At 61.2% G+C, this 15,256-nt stretch carries 12 protein-coding genes; 1 reads left to right on the top strand and 11 read right to left on the bottom strand.

Annotation, left to right across the window (positions count from 1 at the left end; genetic code table 11):
- Positions 1-131: 131 nt before the first annotated feature.
- The 11 genes from AB4Y87_RS09700 to AB4Y87_RS09650 form a co-directional block, all read right to left on the bottom strand.
- Positions 132-1,496 (bottom strand): mannitol dehydrogenase family protein, encoded by a 1,365-nt coding sequence (locus AB4Y87_RS09700; RefSeq protein WP_442004140.1) that lies wholly within the window; start codon positions 1,494-1,496, stop codon positions 132-134.
- Positions 1,493-2,899 (bottom strand): glucuronate isomerase, encoded by a 1,407-nt coding sequence (gene uxaC, locus AB4Y87_RS09695; protein ID WP_442004139.1) that lies wholly within the window; start codon positions 2,897-2,899, stop codon positions 1,493-1,495. The genes AB4Y87_RS09700 and uxaC overlap by 4 nt, the downstream gene beginning before the upstream one ends.
- Positions 2,900-2,992: 93 nt before the next feature.
- On the bottom strand, positions 2,993-4,039 hold the full coding sequence (locus tag AB4Y87_RS09690; RefSeq protein WP_442004138.1) for a LacI family DNA-binding transcriptional regulator: 1,047 nt from the start codon (positions 4,037-4,039) through the stop codon (positions 2,993-2,995).
- A 76-nt stretch (positions 4,040-4,115) separates the two neighbouring features.
- Positions 4,116-5,282 (bottom strand): Gfo/Idh/MocA family protein, encoded by a 1,167-nt coding sequence (locus AB4Y87_RS09685; RefSeq protein WP_442004137.1) that lies wholly within the window; start codon positions 5,280-5,282, stop codon positions 4,116-4,118.
- Between the two features lie 44 nt (positions 5,283-5,326).
- Positions 5,327-6,187: a sugar phosphate isomerase/epimerase family protein gene (locus tag AB4Y87_RS09680; protein ID WP_442004136.1), complete on the bottom strand. Its 861-nt coding sequence runs from the start codon at positions 6,185-6,187 to the stop codon at positions 5,327-5,329.
- Between the two features lie 62 nt (positions 6,188-6,249).
- Positions 6,250-7,137 (bottom strand): ATP-binding cassette domain-containing protein, encoded by an 888-nt coding sequence (locus AB4Y87_RS09675; protein ID WP_442004135.1) that lies wholly within the window; start codon positions 7,135-7,137, stop codon positions 6,250-6,252.
- The gene (locus tag AB4Y87_RS09670; protein WP_442004134.1) at positions 7,134-9,038 is read right to left on the bottom strand and encodes a dipeptide/oligopeptide/nickel ABC transporter permease/ATP-binding protein; all 1,905 of its coding nucleotides are present in this window, start codon (positions 9,036-9,038) and stop codon (positions 7,134-7,136) included. Before AB4Y87_RS09670 ends, AB4Y87_RS09675 begins: the two co-directional genes overlap by 4 nt.
- Positions 9,035-9,976: an ABC transporter permease gene (locus AB4Y87_RS09665; protein ID WP_442004133.1), complete on the bottom strand. Its 942-nt coding sequence runs from the start codon at positions 9,974-9,976 to the stop codon at positions 9,035-9,037. Before AB4Y87_RS09665 ends, AB4Y87_RS09670 begins: the two co-directional genes overlap by 4 nt.
- 6 nt (positions 9,977-9,982) lie before the next feature.
- Positions 9,983-11,518 carry an ABC transporter substrate-binding protein gene (locus AB4Y87_RS09660; RefSeq protein WP_442004132.1) on the bottom strand — a complete coding sequence of 512 codons (1,536 nt, stop codon included), beginning with the start codon at positions 11,516-11,518 and terminating at the stop codon, positions 9,983-9,985.
- Positions 11,519-11,762: 244 nt separating this feature from the next.
- A complete protein-coding gene (locus AB4Y87_RS09655) occupies positions 11,763-12,770 on the bottom strand; it encodes a Gfo/Idh/MocA family protein (protein ID WP_442004131.1) in 1,008 nt (335 codons plus the stop codon).
- A 51-nt stretch (positions 12,771-12,821) separates the two neighbouring features.
- On the bottom strand, positions 12,822-13,667 hold the full coding sequence (locus AB4Y87_RS09650; RefSeq protein WP_442004130.1) for a sugar phosphate isomerase/epimerase family protein: 846 nt from the start codon (positions 13,665-13,667) through the stop codon (positions 12,822-12,824).
- A 211-nt stretch (positions 13,668-13,878) separates the two neighbouring features.
- On the opposite strand from AB4Y87_RS09650, the gene AB4Y87_RS09645 reads away from it, so the two are divergent.
- On the top strand, positions 13,879-14,895 hold the full coding sequence (locus AB4Y87_RS09645; protein WP_442004129.1) for a LacI family DNA-binding transcriptional regulator: 1,017 nt from the start codon (positions 13,879-13,881) through the stop codon (positions 14,893-14,895).
- Positions 14,896-15,256: the final 361 nt, after the last annotated feature.

Here is a 15,256-nt window from a genome sequence, read left to right as displayed (position 1 = left end):
CCTTTCGGGATTGGGCTGGGTTGAAAGGGTTCCTACTCGCCTCGACGCGATGTTCACCACAGGTACTGAAATTGAGTCTAGAATTGTTTGCAATTTTTGGCAATCGGTTGCCATTACGGATTGGAAAACCCCTACGCTGCAGTTCCTGTCCCGGCACGGGCAGTGGCCCAATCCGAGCTCAGCTCCTGCACCAGCTCTGCCACTTCTGGTTCGGTGGCAAGGTCCGGATCCAAAAGCCTCAGCAACGCTGCGACCCGCGCACTCCCAGAGAGCCCGTTGGCAGCTGCAATGGCTGAAGCCCTGGGATCCTGCAGCTCAGGATTGACGGCGGCGTAGGCGGACCACACCGCGATCATTCTCGCCGCGGCTGTGCCGCTTCGCCCTGCGGCCCGCTCCGCACGAAGCACCGGCAGTGCACGCATTCGGAGCTTGGTGCTGCCGTCCACAGCGATCTGGGCCAGATGGTGTGCGATCCGGGAGTTCCCAAAGCGATCAAGCAAGGCAGTCCGGTATTCGGGGATGCGGAGTTCCTCGCCGGAAAGGTGCCTGGCAGCTTCGTCCCAGAATTCCTCAACAGCTTCACGGCATACGGCGTCACCCAAGGCCTGCGCCACTGTGGTGTGGCCGCGCAACTGCCCGGCATAAGCCAGGATGGAATGCGCGCCGTTGAGGAGCCAAAGTTTGCGGTTTTCGTAAGGTTCGATGTCATCCACAAAAACGGCTCCGGCGTCTTCCCAACGTGGACGCCCTGAGGGGAAATGACCGCTCAGCACCCAGTTGTGGAACGGTTCAGTGACTACCGGAGCTTCGTCCCGGTACCCGCACTGTTCACTGACCAGAGCAACATCGTCGGCTGTGGTTCGGGGCGTGATGCGGTCCACCGAGGTGCTGACAAAGCTGACGTTGTGGTCGATCCAGTCGGCAAGTCCGGCGTCGAAGCCCAGGGCGATTTCCGCTACGCCCCCACGGGCCACGTTTCCGTTGTCCGAGAGGTTGTCGCAGGAAACCACGGCGAGGGGTCCGGCGTCGGCGTCCCTGCGGGCGGCGAGGCCAAGGACCAAGCGTCCCAACGGCGTCGTGGGTTGCTGCCCCGCCACCAGCCGCGGCAGGTCATCCGCGCCGTGCGCATATGCTGCTTCCGTGATGGTCAGAGTTATCACCGCTGTTTGCGGTGCTGCGACGAGTTCGGTCAATCGTCCAACGTTGGCGCCATCGATGGCTTCTACAACGCTGCCTACAACCTCGAAGGAATCCCCTGCATCGGATCGTTCCACCACGGTAAAAAGGCCGTCCTGTTCCGCCAGAACTGCTGCGGCATCCGGACGACGCCCCGTGAAGGAGGCGATGCCCCAATCCCCTGCGTCCCCTGCATGCTGCGTGTACCAGGCCTGGTGCGAACGGTGAAAGGCCCCGAGTCCGAGGTGCACAATGCGCACGGGAGCCTTTTCAGCCGCTTTGACCTCACGGTTCAATCGAGGGAGCCCATCCACGCTCATAGTTTGAACACCCTGCGTGGCGAGGAATCAACGACGTCGAGAATCAGCTCGTGCGCGCGGGCTTCAGTCACGCGGTGCTCGGCTACGAGACGCGCGAGGAAGGACGCTTCGATCCTGCGGGAGGCATCGTGCCGTGCGGGAATGGAGCAGAACGCGCGGGTGTCATCGATGAAGCCGGAGGACCGCGAGAAACCGGCGGTTTCTGTAACTGCAGAACGGAAGCGCAACATGGCATCCGGTGCATCCAGGAACCACCACGGCGCACCGATGAAGACGGACGGGTAGAAACCAGCCAGCGGCGCCAGTTCACGGGAGAACACGGTCTCGTCGAGCGTGAAGAGCACCAGGTGGAAATCCTTGGCCGTGCCGAAGTCCTGCAGCAACGGGCGGATGGCCTCGGTGTAGTTCACCGCGAACGGAATGTCGTGACCGGTGTCTGGGCCGAACTTGTTAAACGTGGGCCCGTGGTGATTGCGGTACGAGCCAGGGTGGATGGTCATGACCAGTCCGTCTTCCACTGACATGCGCGCCATTTGGTACATCATGTGGGCCTCGAACGCATCCCGATCCTGCGCGGTAGCCTTGCCGGCACGGGCAAGTTCAAAGAGCGCTTCAGCTTCTGCGGCATCCAGTTTGAGCGTGGCAGGTGCGCGCACGCCGTGGTCTGCGGATACTGCGCCATGCTCCAAAAAGTACCGACGGCGGTTTTCCAGGGCGGCGATGTATCCGGCATAGCCGGTTGCGCCGTCGCCCGCAGTTTCGATCAAACGGTCAACGTTGGTGCTCCAACTGGGATGCGCCACATTCAGATATGCATCCGGTCGGAACGTGGGAAGCACCCGGCCGTTGAAGCTGGGGTCATTGGTGAGGGCCTTGTGGCTGGCGAGGTTGTCCAAGGGATCATCCGTGGTGGCCAGGACCTCAATGTTGAAATCCTTGAAAAGCTGCCGGGGACGGAAGTCCGGCTCCACCAACTTCGCGGCGATGTCGTCGTAGCTCGCATCGGCCGGCATGTCGCCGAGGTCTGCGCCGAGTTTGAAGACATCGTTGAACTGGGTGCGCAGCCAGTACCCGGAGGCTGTGCCCTCGAACAGCGGCCAGGCCTGGACGAACTGCCTCCAAATCTCCCGCGAATCGGGCGCGGACGCCGTGCCTGTCAGCAGCTGATCCATCGGAACACCATTGGCGTGGATCAGGCGGGTGACGTAGTGGTCCGGGCTGACCAGGAGCGCTGCAGGATCAGGGAACGGCGTGTTCTGTTCAATGACAGCGGCGTCAACGTGGCCGTGCGGAGAAATGATGGGCAGGTCCTGGACGCGCTCCAGCAAGGATCGCGCGATGCTGCGCGTGCCGGGATCTGCGGGCAGGAGCCTGTCGGGGTGTGCTGCGATGGACTGTGACATAGGTCAATCTTGCGGTTCAGCTTGCCATTTTGTCAACCGGTTGCCAAAAATTGCCAATTCAGTGCAACAGCCAATTTGCCTGAACACTGAGGACTAGCTCAGCAGCCTTCCGCTGGACCCGCGCACCACGAGCTCGGTCTCCACGCTCACGGCTTCGCTGGGGGCATCGTGGCCTTGCAGCATGTCCAACAGAATGGTGACTGCACGGGTTCCGCACTCCCCAAGGGGTGAGCGCACTGTGGTTAAGGCTGGAGTAGTGAAGTCCGCGCCGAAGATATCATCAAAGCCCACGATGCTGATCTGGTCTGGAACCCGCATCCCACCGGCCTGGAGTTCCTGCATCAAGCCGATGGCAAGGAGGTCGTTGTACGTGATGACCGCGGTCGCTCCGCTTTCCAGGACGTCGCGCGCTACCTGGCGGCCGCCGTCGACTGTGGGTTTGGACGATTCCAGGCGGACTGCACCCAGCTTTGACCAATCGCATGCCGCTTTAACGCCCTCCCAGCGGCGAGCCGTCATCCAGGACTGCTTTGGACCCGCAACATAGGCGAGGTTCTCATGGCCATTGGCGGCGAGGCTTCTGACCGCTTGGCTGATGCCCTTGTTGACGTCCGGCACCACACATGGGACGCCTTGGACCTCGCGGTTGATAACGACTACCGGCTTGTCCTCAGCCAGCGCGCGGATGTGGTCGTCATCCATGCGGGGGCTGGCCAGGATGAGGCCGTCCACGGTGTTCAGCAGGCGACGACCTGCCGTGACTTCCGTCTCTGGCGACTCTGCGGATTCAGCCAGGACCAGGGTGTAATCACGGGCCGAGCCAGTGGTTTCAGCGCCACGGATGATGTCAAAGAAGGTCGGATTGGTGATATCTGCAACGATCAACCCAATGGTCTGCGTCCTTCCTGTTGGAAGCGCGCGGGCGAACGGGTTCACCTGGTAATTCAGTTGCTCGGCTGCATCCTCGATGATCTTCTGCGTCTTGGCACTCACCCTCCCGGGCTTGCTCAAGGCACGGGACACCGTGGAGGGGTTGACGCCTGCAAGCTTGGCGATGTCGTAGATGGTGGGTGAGGACTTCTCCCCCCGGCCGCGTTTGGTGGGGGTAGTGGCTGCTCCGGAGTTCGTCACGTCGGTCACCGCTCCATCGTAGACCTTTTGGCAACAAAATCAGGCCGGTTGCCATTCATTAATCGTGGCAACCGGCCCAGCCTGGTTAAGAACGCTCGGGGAACTTGCCCTCTTCAGCGATGCGCTTGTTGAGCTCCCGGAGGAATTCATCCTCGTCAAAGTCCAGCGAAACTTCCTTGCCGGTCCAGCTGGAGAGGTGGATGGCATTGGCCAAGCGGACGCCGTTGATTCCGTCCGAGCCCGGAGCAAGCAGAGGAGTGCCATCCAGAATGTTGGCCGCGAAGTTCTCCAGGACGCCGGCGTGCTGGCCGCCCCACGCAGACTCGAACTCAATAATCTCGCTGCTGTACAACTCCTCGCGGTTCAGCTGGCCCATAAAGAGCTTGCGGACATCATCCATGCCCATGGAATCGCTGATTTCCCGCTCCGGCTTGACCAGCCGGGTGACTGTGGCCACCTTGCTGTCCTCCACCACGATCTTGCCCTGGTCACCCAGGATTTCGAATCTGTCTGTTCCCACGATGTCGTGGGTGGCTGTCACGAAAACGCCGGTGGCGCCGTCGCCATAGTCCACTACTGCGGTGACTTCATCCTCGACGGCGATGTCGCGGCGGAAGCCGTACGCCACCTTGGAGTAGACGGACTGCGGGACGCCACAGATCCACTGCCACAGATCCAGCTGGTGCGGCGCCTGGTTGACCAGAACGCCGCCACCCTCGCCGCCCCACGTAGCGCGCCACTCGCTGGAGTTGTAGTAACCCTGCGGCCGCCACCAGTTGGTGATGATCCAGTTGGAGCGGCGGATCTTGCCAATCTCGCCGTTATCGACGATTTCCTTGAGCTTCTTGTAGAGCGGGTTGTTGCGCTGGTTGAACATGATGCCGAAGGAGAGCTCAGGCTTCGAAGCGGCGAACTCGTTCAGCTCCTTGACCTGCTTGGTGTAGACCCCGGCAGGCTTCTCCACCAGCGCATGGATGTCTCGCTTGAGTGATTCGATGCCCATCTCAGGGTGCAGGAAGTGCGGCACGCAGGTGATAACAGCATCAACCGAACCGCTTTCCAGCAGGGCTATGTAGTCGTCGTAGAACGGGACATCCGGGTACTGGGATGCGGCAAGTTCCTTCTTGGCAGGATCGACGTCGCAAATGGCGCCGATCTCCATATTCGGGACCAAGCCGTCGGTGATGAACTTGGCGTAGGCGCCGCCTTGCTGGCCCAGGCCGATGATGCCGAGGCGTACTTTCGTGCTCATGAATGCAATCTCCTGTATTGAAAATCTAGAACCTGTGTTGAAATCTAGAAAAGGTCGGCGTGGCCCATGGCCACCAGGTTGTCGTACGAGGTCTGGAGTGCATCCCAGACGGTCCGTCCATACAGTTCGTCCTGCTCCACCAGGAGATACCGGGCACCAGCCGCCATGGCGGCAGGGATGATGGATGGGAAGTCCAGGTTGCCTTCGCCCACTTCAGCGAACTGCACTACATTCCGGAACTCCGACATGAAGCCGGGGAAGTCGCCCTTCTCCAGGAGCCCGAAGGACGATTCCGGCATCTGACCGATCCTGTAGTCCTTGAGGTGCACCATGGCAGTCTTGCCAGCGTACTTTTGGAGGGCGCGGACGGGGTCCAGGCCGCCGCGCTGCACCCAGTGGACGTCAATCTCCATACCCATGGCCGGGGAGTTTTCGGCGATGATGTCCAGCATGTATTTGCCGTCGAACTTCGCGAACTCAACGTGGTGGTTGTGATAGTAAAGGCTGATGCCTTGTTCCTGCAGCCTTTCGGCATAACCGTTGGCTTGCTTGGCGAATTCAACCACCGAATCCAACGACTTCATTGCCCCGAACGGAAGCATGCCAATGCGCAGCAACGAGGTATCCAGGCGCTTGGCATCGTCCACGATCTTGTCGAAGTCGTCCGCCAGTGATTCCACGGGCATGCCCTTGCGGCCTTCAATATTGACCGAAAGCGCGGCGATATCCATACCCAGCTCCGTGCGGGAGCGGTCCAGCTCACCCACATTCTCCGGGGTCATGGGGATCTGGGAAATTTCGACGGCGCTATAGCCGATCGCACTGACCTTGCGGAGCGTTTCGAATGCTCCCACATCAGCAAAACTGTCCTTCAGCATCATGGCTTGGACGCCTATTGTGGCCACTTTTTCCTCCGGGGTTTCCGGGCCCTTCCGGGCCCTGGATGTGTCATGGGATGCCTGGCCGTTCAGGCCACGGCACCTTGCTGTTCGATTTGGCTGTGTTGGTTTGCGAGCAAACGATGGCGGTCTGCCCGCCGTTGTTCCTGGCGGTCAGGATCGGGCACGGGCGAGGCGAGCAACAGTCGCTGGGTGTAGGGGTGATCGGGATCGCGGGTGACCACCTCGGCGGGGCCTTGCTCCACGATTTCGCCGTGGTACATCACGGCTACGCGGTGGCTGATGTGCCGTACGACGTCGAGGTCGTGGGAGACGAACAGGTACGAAACCCCGGTGTCCTTCTGGATCTGCAGGAAGAGGTCCAGAACGCGGGCCTGGGTGGAGAGGTCCAAAGCACTGACCGGTTCGTCGCAGACAATGAGTTTGGGTGACAGCGCCAAAGCCCGGGCAATCGCAACACGCTGGCGCTGGCCGCCACTGAACTCACGCGGTAGTCGGTGGATCGCGTCCGACGGCAAGCCCACCTGGTCCAGCAGTTCCTTGACGCGCTTCTTGGCCGCTGCGGATTCCATGCCTTGCACGCCGAGCGGTTCAGCCAGGATGTCGCCGATTTCCAGTGCCGGGTTCAGCGAAGTGTAGGGGTCCTGGAACACCACTTGAAGGTCCCGGCTCAGCGTTCGCCGTTCCTTGCGCGAGGCGTTGCTGATGTCGTTGCCTTCGAAAATCACCTTTCCGGAAGTGACGGGCGCGAGGCCCAGAACAGCCCTGCCCAAGGTGGTCTTGCCCGAGCCGGACTCCCCCACCAGACCAAGGGTTTCGCCTTGGCCGATGGTGATGTTGATGTCCGTCAGCGCCCGGAAAGGCTTGGCCCGGAACCGCTTGCTGGGATACTCGACCACCAGGTTCTCTACGGAGAGCAACGGGGCGCTTTGCGGTGATGTAACTGAGATGCTCATGCCACCGGCTCCTTCTGTGCTGCTGATCCAGGCTTGGATACCAGCATCGTCATGGGGGTCTTTCCTTCGAGCATGGACCCAAGAAGGGTCTGGGTGTACGGCTCTTTCGGGTTTCGGAGGATATCCCGGACGGTTCCTTCTTCCACGAGCCGGCCGTTCTGCATGACCACAACACGGTCGCAGAGATCGGCGACGACGCCGAAGTTGTGGGTCACCAGGATCACGCCGATGTTCAGTCGCTGCTGCAGCTCGCGCAGCAGGTCCAGCACATCCGCTTGGACGGTGACGTCCAACGCCGTGGTGGGTTCGTCAGCAATGACCAGGTCCGGTTCGCAGCTGATGGCACCGGCGATGAGCACGCGCTGGGCCATGCCACCGGAAACTTCATGCGGGTAAGCGTTGAAGGTTAGTTCCGGGTTGGCAATACCGACGTCGGTGAGGAGCTTGAGCGCACGCTGGCGGGCTTCGGACTTCGAGATTCCCAAGACACGGACCATGGGGGTGACCAGCTGGTAGCCAATGGTGAAGGCCGGGTCCAGGTTGCTCATGGGTTCCTGTGGAATGTAGGAGATCCTCTTACCGCGCAGCTTGGACAACCGCTCCTGGCTGACGCGGTCCTCGCCCGGGGCAACGGTGTAGTTGCCGTCGAACTGGATGGAGCCGCCCACAATCCTGGCGTTGTCCGGCAGCAGGCCCAGGATGGAGAACGCGGTCTGGGACTTGCCCGAACCCGATTCACCCACAATGCCCAGGATTTCGCCGCGGTCCACGTGGAACGAGACGTCGTCCACTACTTTTTTGATGGAACCATCAGCCTGCGGATATCCGACGCCGAGGTTGGTCACCTTGACCAGGTGGTGTTCGGTTCCGGTCTCGACGGCGGCCACGGACTTACGTGACTGGCGCGCCTTGGCGGGTTCCGTCGTCGTGCGTTCTGCAGCATTACGTTCAGCTTTGGCGGCCTTCTTCTTGCGGTGCTTGATCTTTTCGCCGTCTTCCAGGGCGTCGCGGATGGCGTTGCCAAGCAGGACGAGTCCACCGATGGTGAGTGCCATGGCAAGTGCCGGCCAGAGAAGCAGGGTCGGCGTCAGATAGACGTTCTTGAAGCCTTCCGAGAGCATGACGCCCCAGGTTGCCTTGGTGGGATCCCCAAGTCCCAGGAATTCAAGGCCGGACTGGATGGCGATGGCCACGCCCGCGATTGCTGCGGTCTGGATGATAATGGGTGCGCGGACCACGGAGAAGATATGGCGGGCGATGATGCTCAGGTCCGAAAGGCCGGAGACACGCGCGGCATCGACGTAGAGCTCGTTGCGGACAGACTGGACCGCTGTGCGTGTCAACCGGAAGTAGGACGGGCTGATGAGGACGCCGAACGCAATCATGGAAATCCACACGGACGGGCCGAAGGCTGCGCGGATGGTAAGCAAGACGATCAGGCCGGGCAGGCTCATCAGGATGCTCACTACCCAGTTGGAGACCGCTTCGAACTTGCCTGCGTAGTAGCCGGCTATCAGGCCCGCGGGGAGGCCGATGGCGATGGCTACACCTGCGCACAGCAGGGCGGACACCAGGGTGAGCTGGGAGCCGAAGAGCAGGCGGCTCCAGGTATCTCGTCCTGCGCTGTCAGTACCCAGGATATTCACCGAGTCCGGAGCGGCCAACGTTTTGGAGATGTTGGCGAAGTTCTCCTCAAAGGGAGCCAGGACCGGGGCGAAAATAGCCAACAAGGCGATGCTGCCCAGGATGACCAGCGAAGCGATACCCAGGGGGTTCCTGATGAGGCGGCGCATCACGCCGGAGCGGACCACGGTACCGCTTTGTCCATCGGGGACCTTCGCTGCCACACCCCTGGAGTCGGGACTTGCGGAAATTGCCGCTGAATCTACGGAATCGCTCATGACACACGTACTTTCGGGTTGAGCCAACCATTGAGAATGTCCACCAGGAGGTTCACCACGATGACCACCACTACGGTGTACATCACCACTCCCATGACTACGGGAAGATCGGACTGGCCTGTTGCAGTAACTGCGAGGGGACCCATTCCGGGGAGGGCGAAGATCTGCTCGATGATCACCACGCCTCCCAGCATGCCGATCAATTGCAGGCTCAATACGGTGAGGCCGGCCGGAGCGGCGCTGCGGAGCACATGCTTGAAGAGGATTTCGCGCTCTCCAATCCCCCGGCTGCGCAATGTGCGGACGTAGTCACGCTCGAGCTGCTTGATCACGGCACTGCGGATTTGCTGAGCCCCGCCGGTGACTCCATTGATGAGCAGGGCGATGACCGGAAGTGTCATGGAGTACACCCAGGCCTCAGGTCCCACCTCGGGCGAGATAGTGCTGGTGGCCGGGAAGAGGCCCAGCTGGATGGCAAGGATAGTCACAAGGAACACGCCGATCACGTATCCGGGGATGGARTCGCCGATGATGGCGCCCACCTGGACCGCCCTGTCCACCCAGCCGCGCTTGACGGCTGCAGCAACGCCGATCAGAGCTGCGCAGATGGCGATCAGGATCATTGCGGAGAAAACCATGGTCATGGTCACCGGGATCCGAGTGGCCAAGGAGTTGGCCACCGGCTCCGACGTGAACCACGAGGTTCCAAGGTTTCCGCTCAAGGCATCGCCCAACCAGGCGAAATAGCGCGTTGCAAGTGGCTGGTCGAGACCGAGCTCCTGTTCCTTCATGGCCACCTGTTCAGGTGTGGCTTGGTCACCCAGGATATTTTGGGCGATGCTTCCGCTGGAGGTGTACAGCAGGATGAAGGTGAGAGCCGAGACTACGAACAACACCACCAGTCCGCTGCCCAGCCTTTTCGCAATGAACTTGATCATGGGTTCCTACTTGGCGGGCGAGTAGTTATAGATGGACGGAACGGCCTGCTGTACCTGCGGGGTGACGTTCACTTTGTCGTTGTGGTAGTACATCTGGTTCACGCGGAAGAGCGGGGCGAACCATGCCTGTTCCACAACATACTTGTTGACTTCCTGGGCCAGCTTGCCGGCCTCATCGCCACCGGTGCGCACAGCCTGAATCTTCGCCTCAAGCTCAGGCGTGGTGTTCTTGAAGGGGTTGTACAACGCTTTGGTGGAGACGATCTGGTCGATCGCAACGGTGGGCTCACCCTGGAAGAGGTTGAAGAAGAGCGCCTGGTACTTCTGTGCCGCGACGTCCGCGGTGAACGTGTTGGTGATGGCGGCGCCCGGTTTCAGGGTGATTCCAACGTCTGCGAGTTGTTGCTGCATGACCGAGATAAGGGTTTCAGCTCCAGGCAGGGTGGGAACGTCAAGGGTTACCTTGCCCTCGAAACCGGAGTCCTTCAACAGTTGCTTGGCCTTGGCGGGATCGTAGCTGTAGTAGTTCTCCAGCTCCTCCGTCCAGGCACCACTTTCCTTGCCGAACGGCTGCGAAGTGGGCGTTCCCTGGCCCAGCATGACCTGGTCCAGAATGGTCTTGCGGTCGAACGCATAGTTGATGGCCTGACGGACCTTGACGTTGGCAAGTGCCGGGTTCTTGGTGCCGTCCCGGTCCAGAAGGAGCAAACCGGACCAGTCAACCTGGTTGGTTTCCAGCTTCATCTTGGCACCCTCTGCCTGCTTGCCGTTCTTGGGATCCAGGAGCGTGGCATCAATCTGGCCGGAAACCAGGGCATTGGTGCGGGCCGTTGGATCGGTGAGGATCTTCAGGGTGAGCTTCTTGTACTTCTGCAGGTCCTTGTTCCAGTATCCCTCGCGGGCAGTGAAGACCGTCTGGGAGTCTTTCACCGATGCCGCTTTGTCCATCACGTAGGGTCCCGAACCAACCGGTACGGTCTTGATCGCATCAGTGCCGAGCGCTGCGGGGCTGCCCATCAGGCCGGCGGCCTGGCTCAGGAAATACTCCAAGGCCGGCTCTGGAGCGCTGAGGTTGATGTCGATGGTGTCCTCGTCCACCACGGCGATGTCCGATACCGATCCGAGCTGGGCCATCTGCGGGCCGTTGGCCTTCTTGAAGTGGTCAAGGTTGGCCTTGGCTGCTGTGGCGTCGAACTTGGCGCCGTCGCTGAACGTGACGTCCTTCCGGAGGTCCACGGTGAGCTTGGTGTTGGTGGTGTTGTACTTCCACGCCGTGGCCAGCATGGGGCTGAGCTTGCCATCCGGTTCGCGCAGGATCAGGGAGTCATAGGCTGCTTGATAGGGCTGCAGTGCGTGGCCGACGTGAGCCTGGGCAGGATCCCACGAAGTAATGTCACGGAGCGTGCCCAGCGTCAAGGCTGTGACAGTCTTTCCGCCACCAGCGTTTGAACCGGCTCCGGCGCCTCCGCCGCCACATGCGGTGAGCGCCAGGGAGGCGCTGAGTACGAGGGCGGCTGCTGCCGCCTTTGGACCTAACTTCATTGTCGGCTCCTACTGAATCTTGGCCTGATGCGAATCAGAACGAAGGGTGTGGTGTGAACCACATTTTTGTGGGTGTGGGACTTACATTACGGAAGTAATCCGGGCTTGGCAACCGATTGTCAAAAGTTTCTGAAAATGTTGCCAAGTTGCCAGGATCCTGGGCGGGGTTCCCTGAATTGGAGACGAAAACGGCCGGAAACCCCCAATGGCTCCCGGCCGAAATCGCCGGCAGGCACTGCTGCGTTCAGCTCACCCGTTCCAACTGGTCCGGATAGCTCTGTGCATAGATGTCCTTGACGATCCGGAGCGACTTTCCTGCCTCTGCAGGACCAATCCAGAAAGGTCCGTCGTTCTTGAGTCCGGCGTAGAAGTCCTTGATCAACAGCTCATGCGAGACGCCCCAGTAGGACCTGCCGCCCGTTTCCGCCACCCGCTCCGGGATGACCTCCACCGTGCCGTCGTCGTAAGTCACAGTGAGGTCGCCGCGCAGGCTGAGCGTCGCTTTTTCGGTCACGATGTCCAGCGCGACCGGCGCATTGACCGCGTTTGCCAAAGTTGCATAGAAGACGCTGCGGGCACCGTTCACATGCTCGGCAACAAACTCCGCGGTGTCTTCCACCTCAATCACGCCGCCCAGGGAGCGGGTCGACGCCCGGCCTTCCACCTTGGCAACATCGCCCACCAACCACTGAAGCAAATCGACAGTATGGATTGCCTGGTTCATCATCAGCCCACCCCCACCCTCCAGCCAGGTGCCGCGCCAAGGCCGATCACGGTAGTAGTCACCGTTCCGATGCCACATGACAGTGGCCGATGCGCCGATTACCCGACCCAGCCCGCCGCCGTCGAGCATTTTCCGCATTGCCTGCGACGTCACGTTGTAGCGGTTCTGGAAGCAGACGGCGATCTTCGCCTGACTCCGTTCAGCCGCTTCAATGAGCCGCTTCCCTTCTTCAAGCGTGTGCGCGAGGGGCTTCTCGACGATTACATTGACGCCTCGCTCCAGGCAGTCGGCGGCAAGGGACGCATGGAGGTGGTGCGGGGTACAAATATGTACGACGTCGGGACGCGCCTTCTCCAGCATGTCCAGGTAGTCCGTGAACCCCGGGACGCTGTGGGCGGCTGCCGCCGCTTGCAACCGCCCTGGATCGGTATCGCATACCGCCACCAGTTGGACGTCGTCCAAGGTTGAGATCGCCGAAAAGTGGATCGTTGAGATGTCACCGCAACCGATGACTGCCGCTGTAGGCATTTCCTGCTCCTTTGAAGGATGGTGCTGGTGGGCTTGCGGTCGATCCGGCGGTCAGACCAGTTCGACGCCATTCCTGGCTGCCAGGGCTGCGAAAGCCCGCGCGGCGATGCCGAAGGCTACGGGTCCGGAGTACCCACCCAGCTCGTGGGCGTTGTCGAGGTGCGGCTCCAGGGACGCGAAGCCTGTGAAACCGTCGGCCTGGAGTGCGGCAATTGTGGCATCAAGTTCGCCGTCGCCCTGCCCGGCAGGAACCACTTCGCCCGTATCGGCCAGGGCATCTTTTACCTGCAAGTACTCAAGGTACGGACGCAGCATGGCATAGCCCTCGGTGTAGGGCTTGACGCCTACCTGTACGAAGTTGGCGTTATCCCACGCCGCGCGGAGTGCCGGGGAGGCCACAGTCTCCATGATGTCCAGGACCCGCTCGGGCGTATCGCCGTAGATGCCTTTTTCGTTTTCGTGGAGCAGAACGATTCCACTGGCTTCAGCCTCTGCGGCCAATGCCCTCATGCGTTCCATTACGTCATCCCGGATTTCTTCCTGGCCCTGGCCTTCCGCGCGGTAGAAGGAGAAGATCCGGACGTACTTGGCGTCAAGGCCCTTGGCCACGGAGATGATCTGGCGGAGCCGGCTGACCTCATGCTCCACGGGAAGGCTGACGTCCACCTTGCCTATGGGGCTGGCAACAGCTGAGACTTTGAGGCCTTTTTCGTCAAAAATCCCCTTGAGTCGCTCTACTGCTTCCTTTTCGAGTTCGGACACGTTGACGTCCCAGGCGCTGCGGACTTCGATGTGGCTGGCGCCCAGGGCCAAGAGTACAGCGGCCTGGACTGCGGGATCGGGGTCTATCTCATCACCGAAGCCGGACAGGCTCCACACGGCATTGGGTTGAGTCACGAAATCTCCTAGATAGTGCCTGTGGCGGCTTGTTCCTGACGCCGCCGCAGGGTGCGGTGACATAGTTCACAGGCGGTGTTGTCCCCTGAGTTTAGCTAACTTGGCATCCTCATGACAACCGATTGCCATAATCTGCCATCCTGTGGCATTCTTGATAAACGGTGTGGCAGCAATCACAGCCGGATGACCCGTTGTTCAGAGAGGAAYACCCATGGCGACGCAACCCGTGGCATCAAACCGGCCCGCCACCATCCATGACATTGCCGCACTGTGCGGAGTCGCGGCGTCCACTGTCTCCCGGGCACTCACCAATCCGGACCGCGTCAATATCCGCACCCGGCAGCGGATCCAAGCTGCCGCCGTCGAACTTAACTACACGCCAAACTCCCAGGCAAAGGCGCTGAGCTCAGGCCGGACCGGAGCAGTGGGCGTGCTGGTGCCGGATATCACCAACCCGTTCTACTTCGATCTCATTCGCGGCACGCAGTTGCAACTCAAGGCTGCCGGGTACACGCAGTTACTGGTGGACACCGAGGAATCCGATGAAGTGGAGGCCAGCACCCTTGAGCAGCTGCGCAAGAGTGCTGACGGCGTGATCGTTGCAGCCTCCCGCTTGAATGACGAGTCACTCGCCGCTGCCGCCGCCAAGATGCCCATGGTCACGGTGAACCGGGACGTCGGCGGCGTTCCTGCAGTCATCATCGATACTCCATCGGCCATGCCGCAGGCGTTGGATCACCTTATTTCGCTGGGGCACACATCCGTGGCCTACGTAGCCGGACCTGCAGTCTCGCAATCGAGCGCCCGACGCTGGGTGGCATTGTCCGAAGCCGCCGAGGACCGTGGGGTGGACGTCCGCAGCCTCGGACCTTTTGCGCCGAAGACACAGTCCGGCGCCGCCGCTGCCGATGCGGCAGTCCACAGTGGAGTGACTGCCTGCATTGTGTTCAACGACCTCATAGCGATCGGCATGCTGCAGCGGCTTCGCGAGCGCGGCCTGCGCGTGCCCGAAGATATGAGCATAGTGGGCTGTGACGATATCTTTGGGGCTGATTTCTGCAATCCCCCGCTCACCACCATGAGCTCACCCATTGAGCAAGCAGGCCGTGTGGCCGTGTCCATGCTGCTGGCCCAGCTGAACCCGTTGGCGGGGGGCGGTAACCGGAGCCGTTCCGTCATGCCCACCCATCTCACGGTCCGGGGTTCCACAGGCCCCGTCCCGGCCTAGCAACCACGGGTGATCGTTCTCTCACATCCTGCCGGTTTTGGGCGGTTCCTCTCTCACGTCCTGCCCGTTTCGGGCGGTTGCTCTCTCACGTCCTGCCCGTTTCGGGCGGTTCCGCTCTCACGTCCTGCCCGTTTCGGGCGGTTGCTCTCTCACGTCCTGCCCGTTTCGGACGGTTCCCCTCTCACGTCCCGCCGGTTTTGGGCGGTTTGCGCTCGTCAAGTTTTTGAGACAGTTCTCGTTGTTGTTGGTTAGGCGGCCAGGGGTTCCTGGGCGCTGGTGTGGTGGTTTGCGTGGGCTGTGGCTGGTGGGACGCCGCCGGCGCGGCGGTTTGGTCGGCGGCGGTTGTACCAGCCCTAGCCCT

The sequence above is a fragment of the Paenarthrobacter sp. RAF54_2 genome (assembly GCF_052113945.1).
In the GTDB taxonomy this organism is placed as follows: domain Bacteria; phylum Actinomycetota; class Actinomycetes; order Actinomycetales; family Micrococcaceae; genus Arthrobacter.
This window is presented reverse-complemented; position numbering and strand designations above follow the sequence as displayed.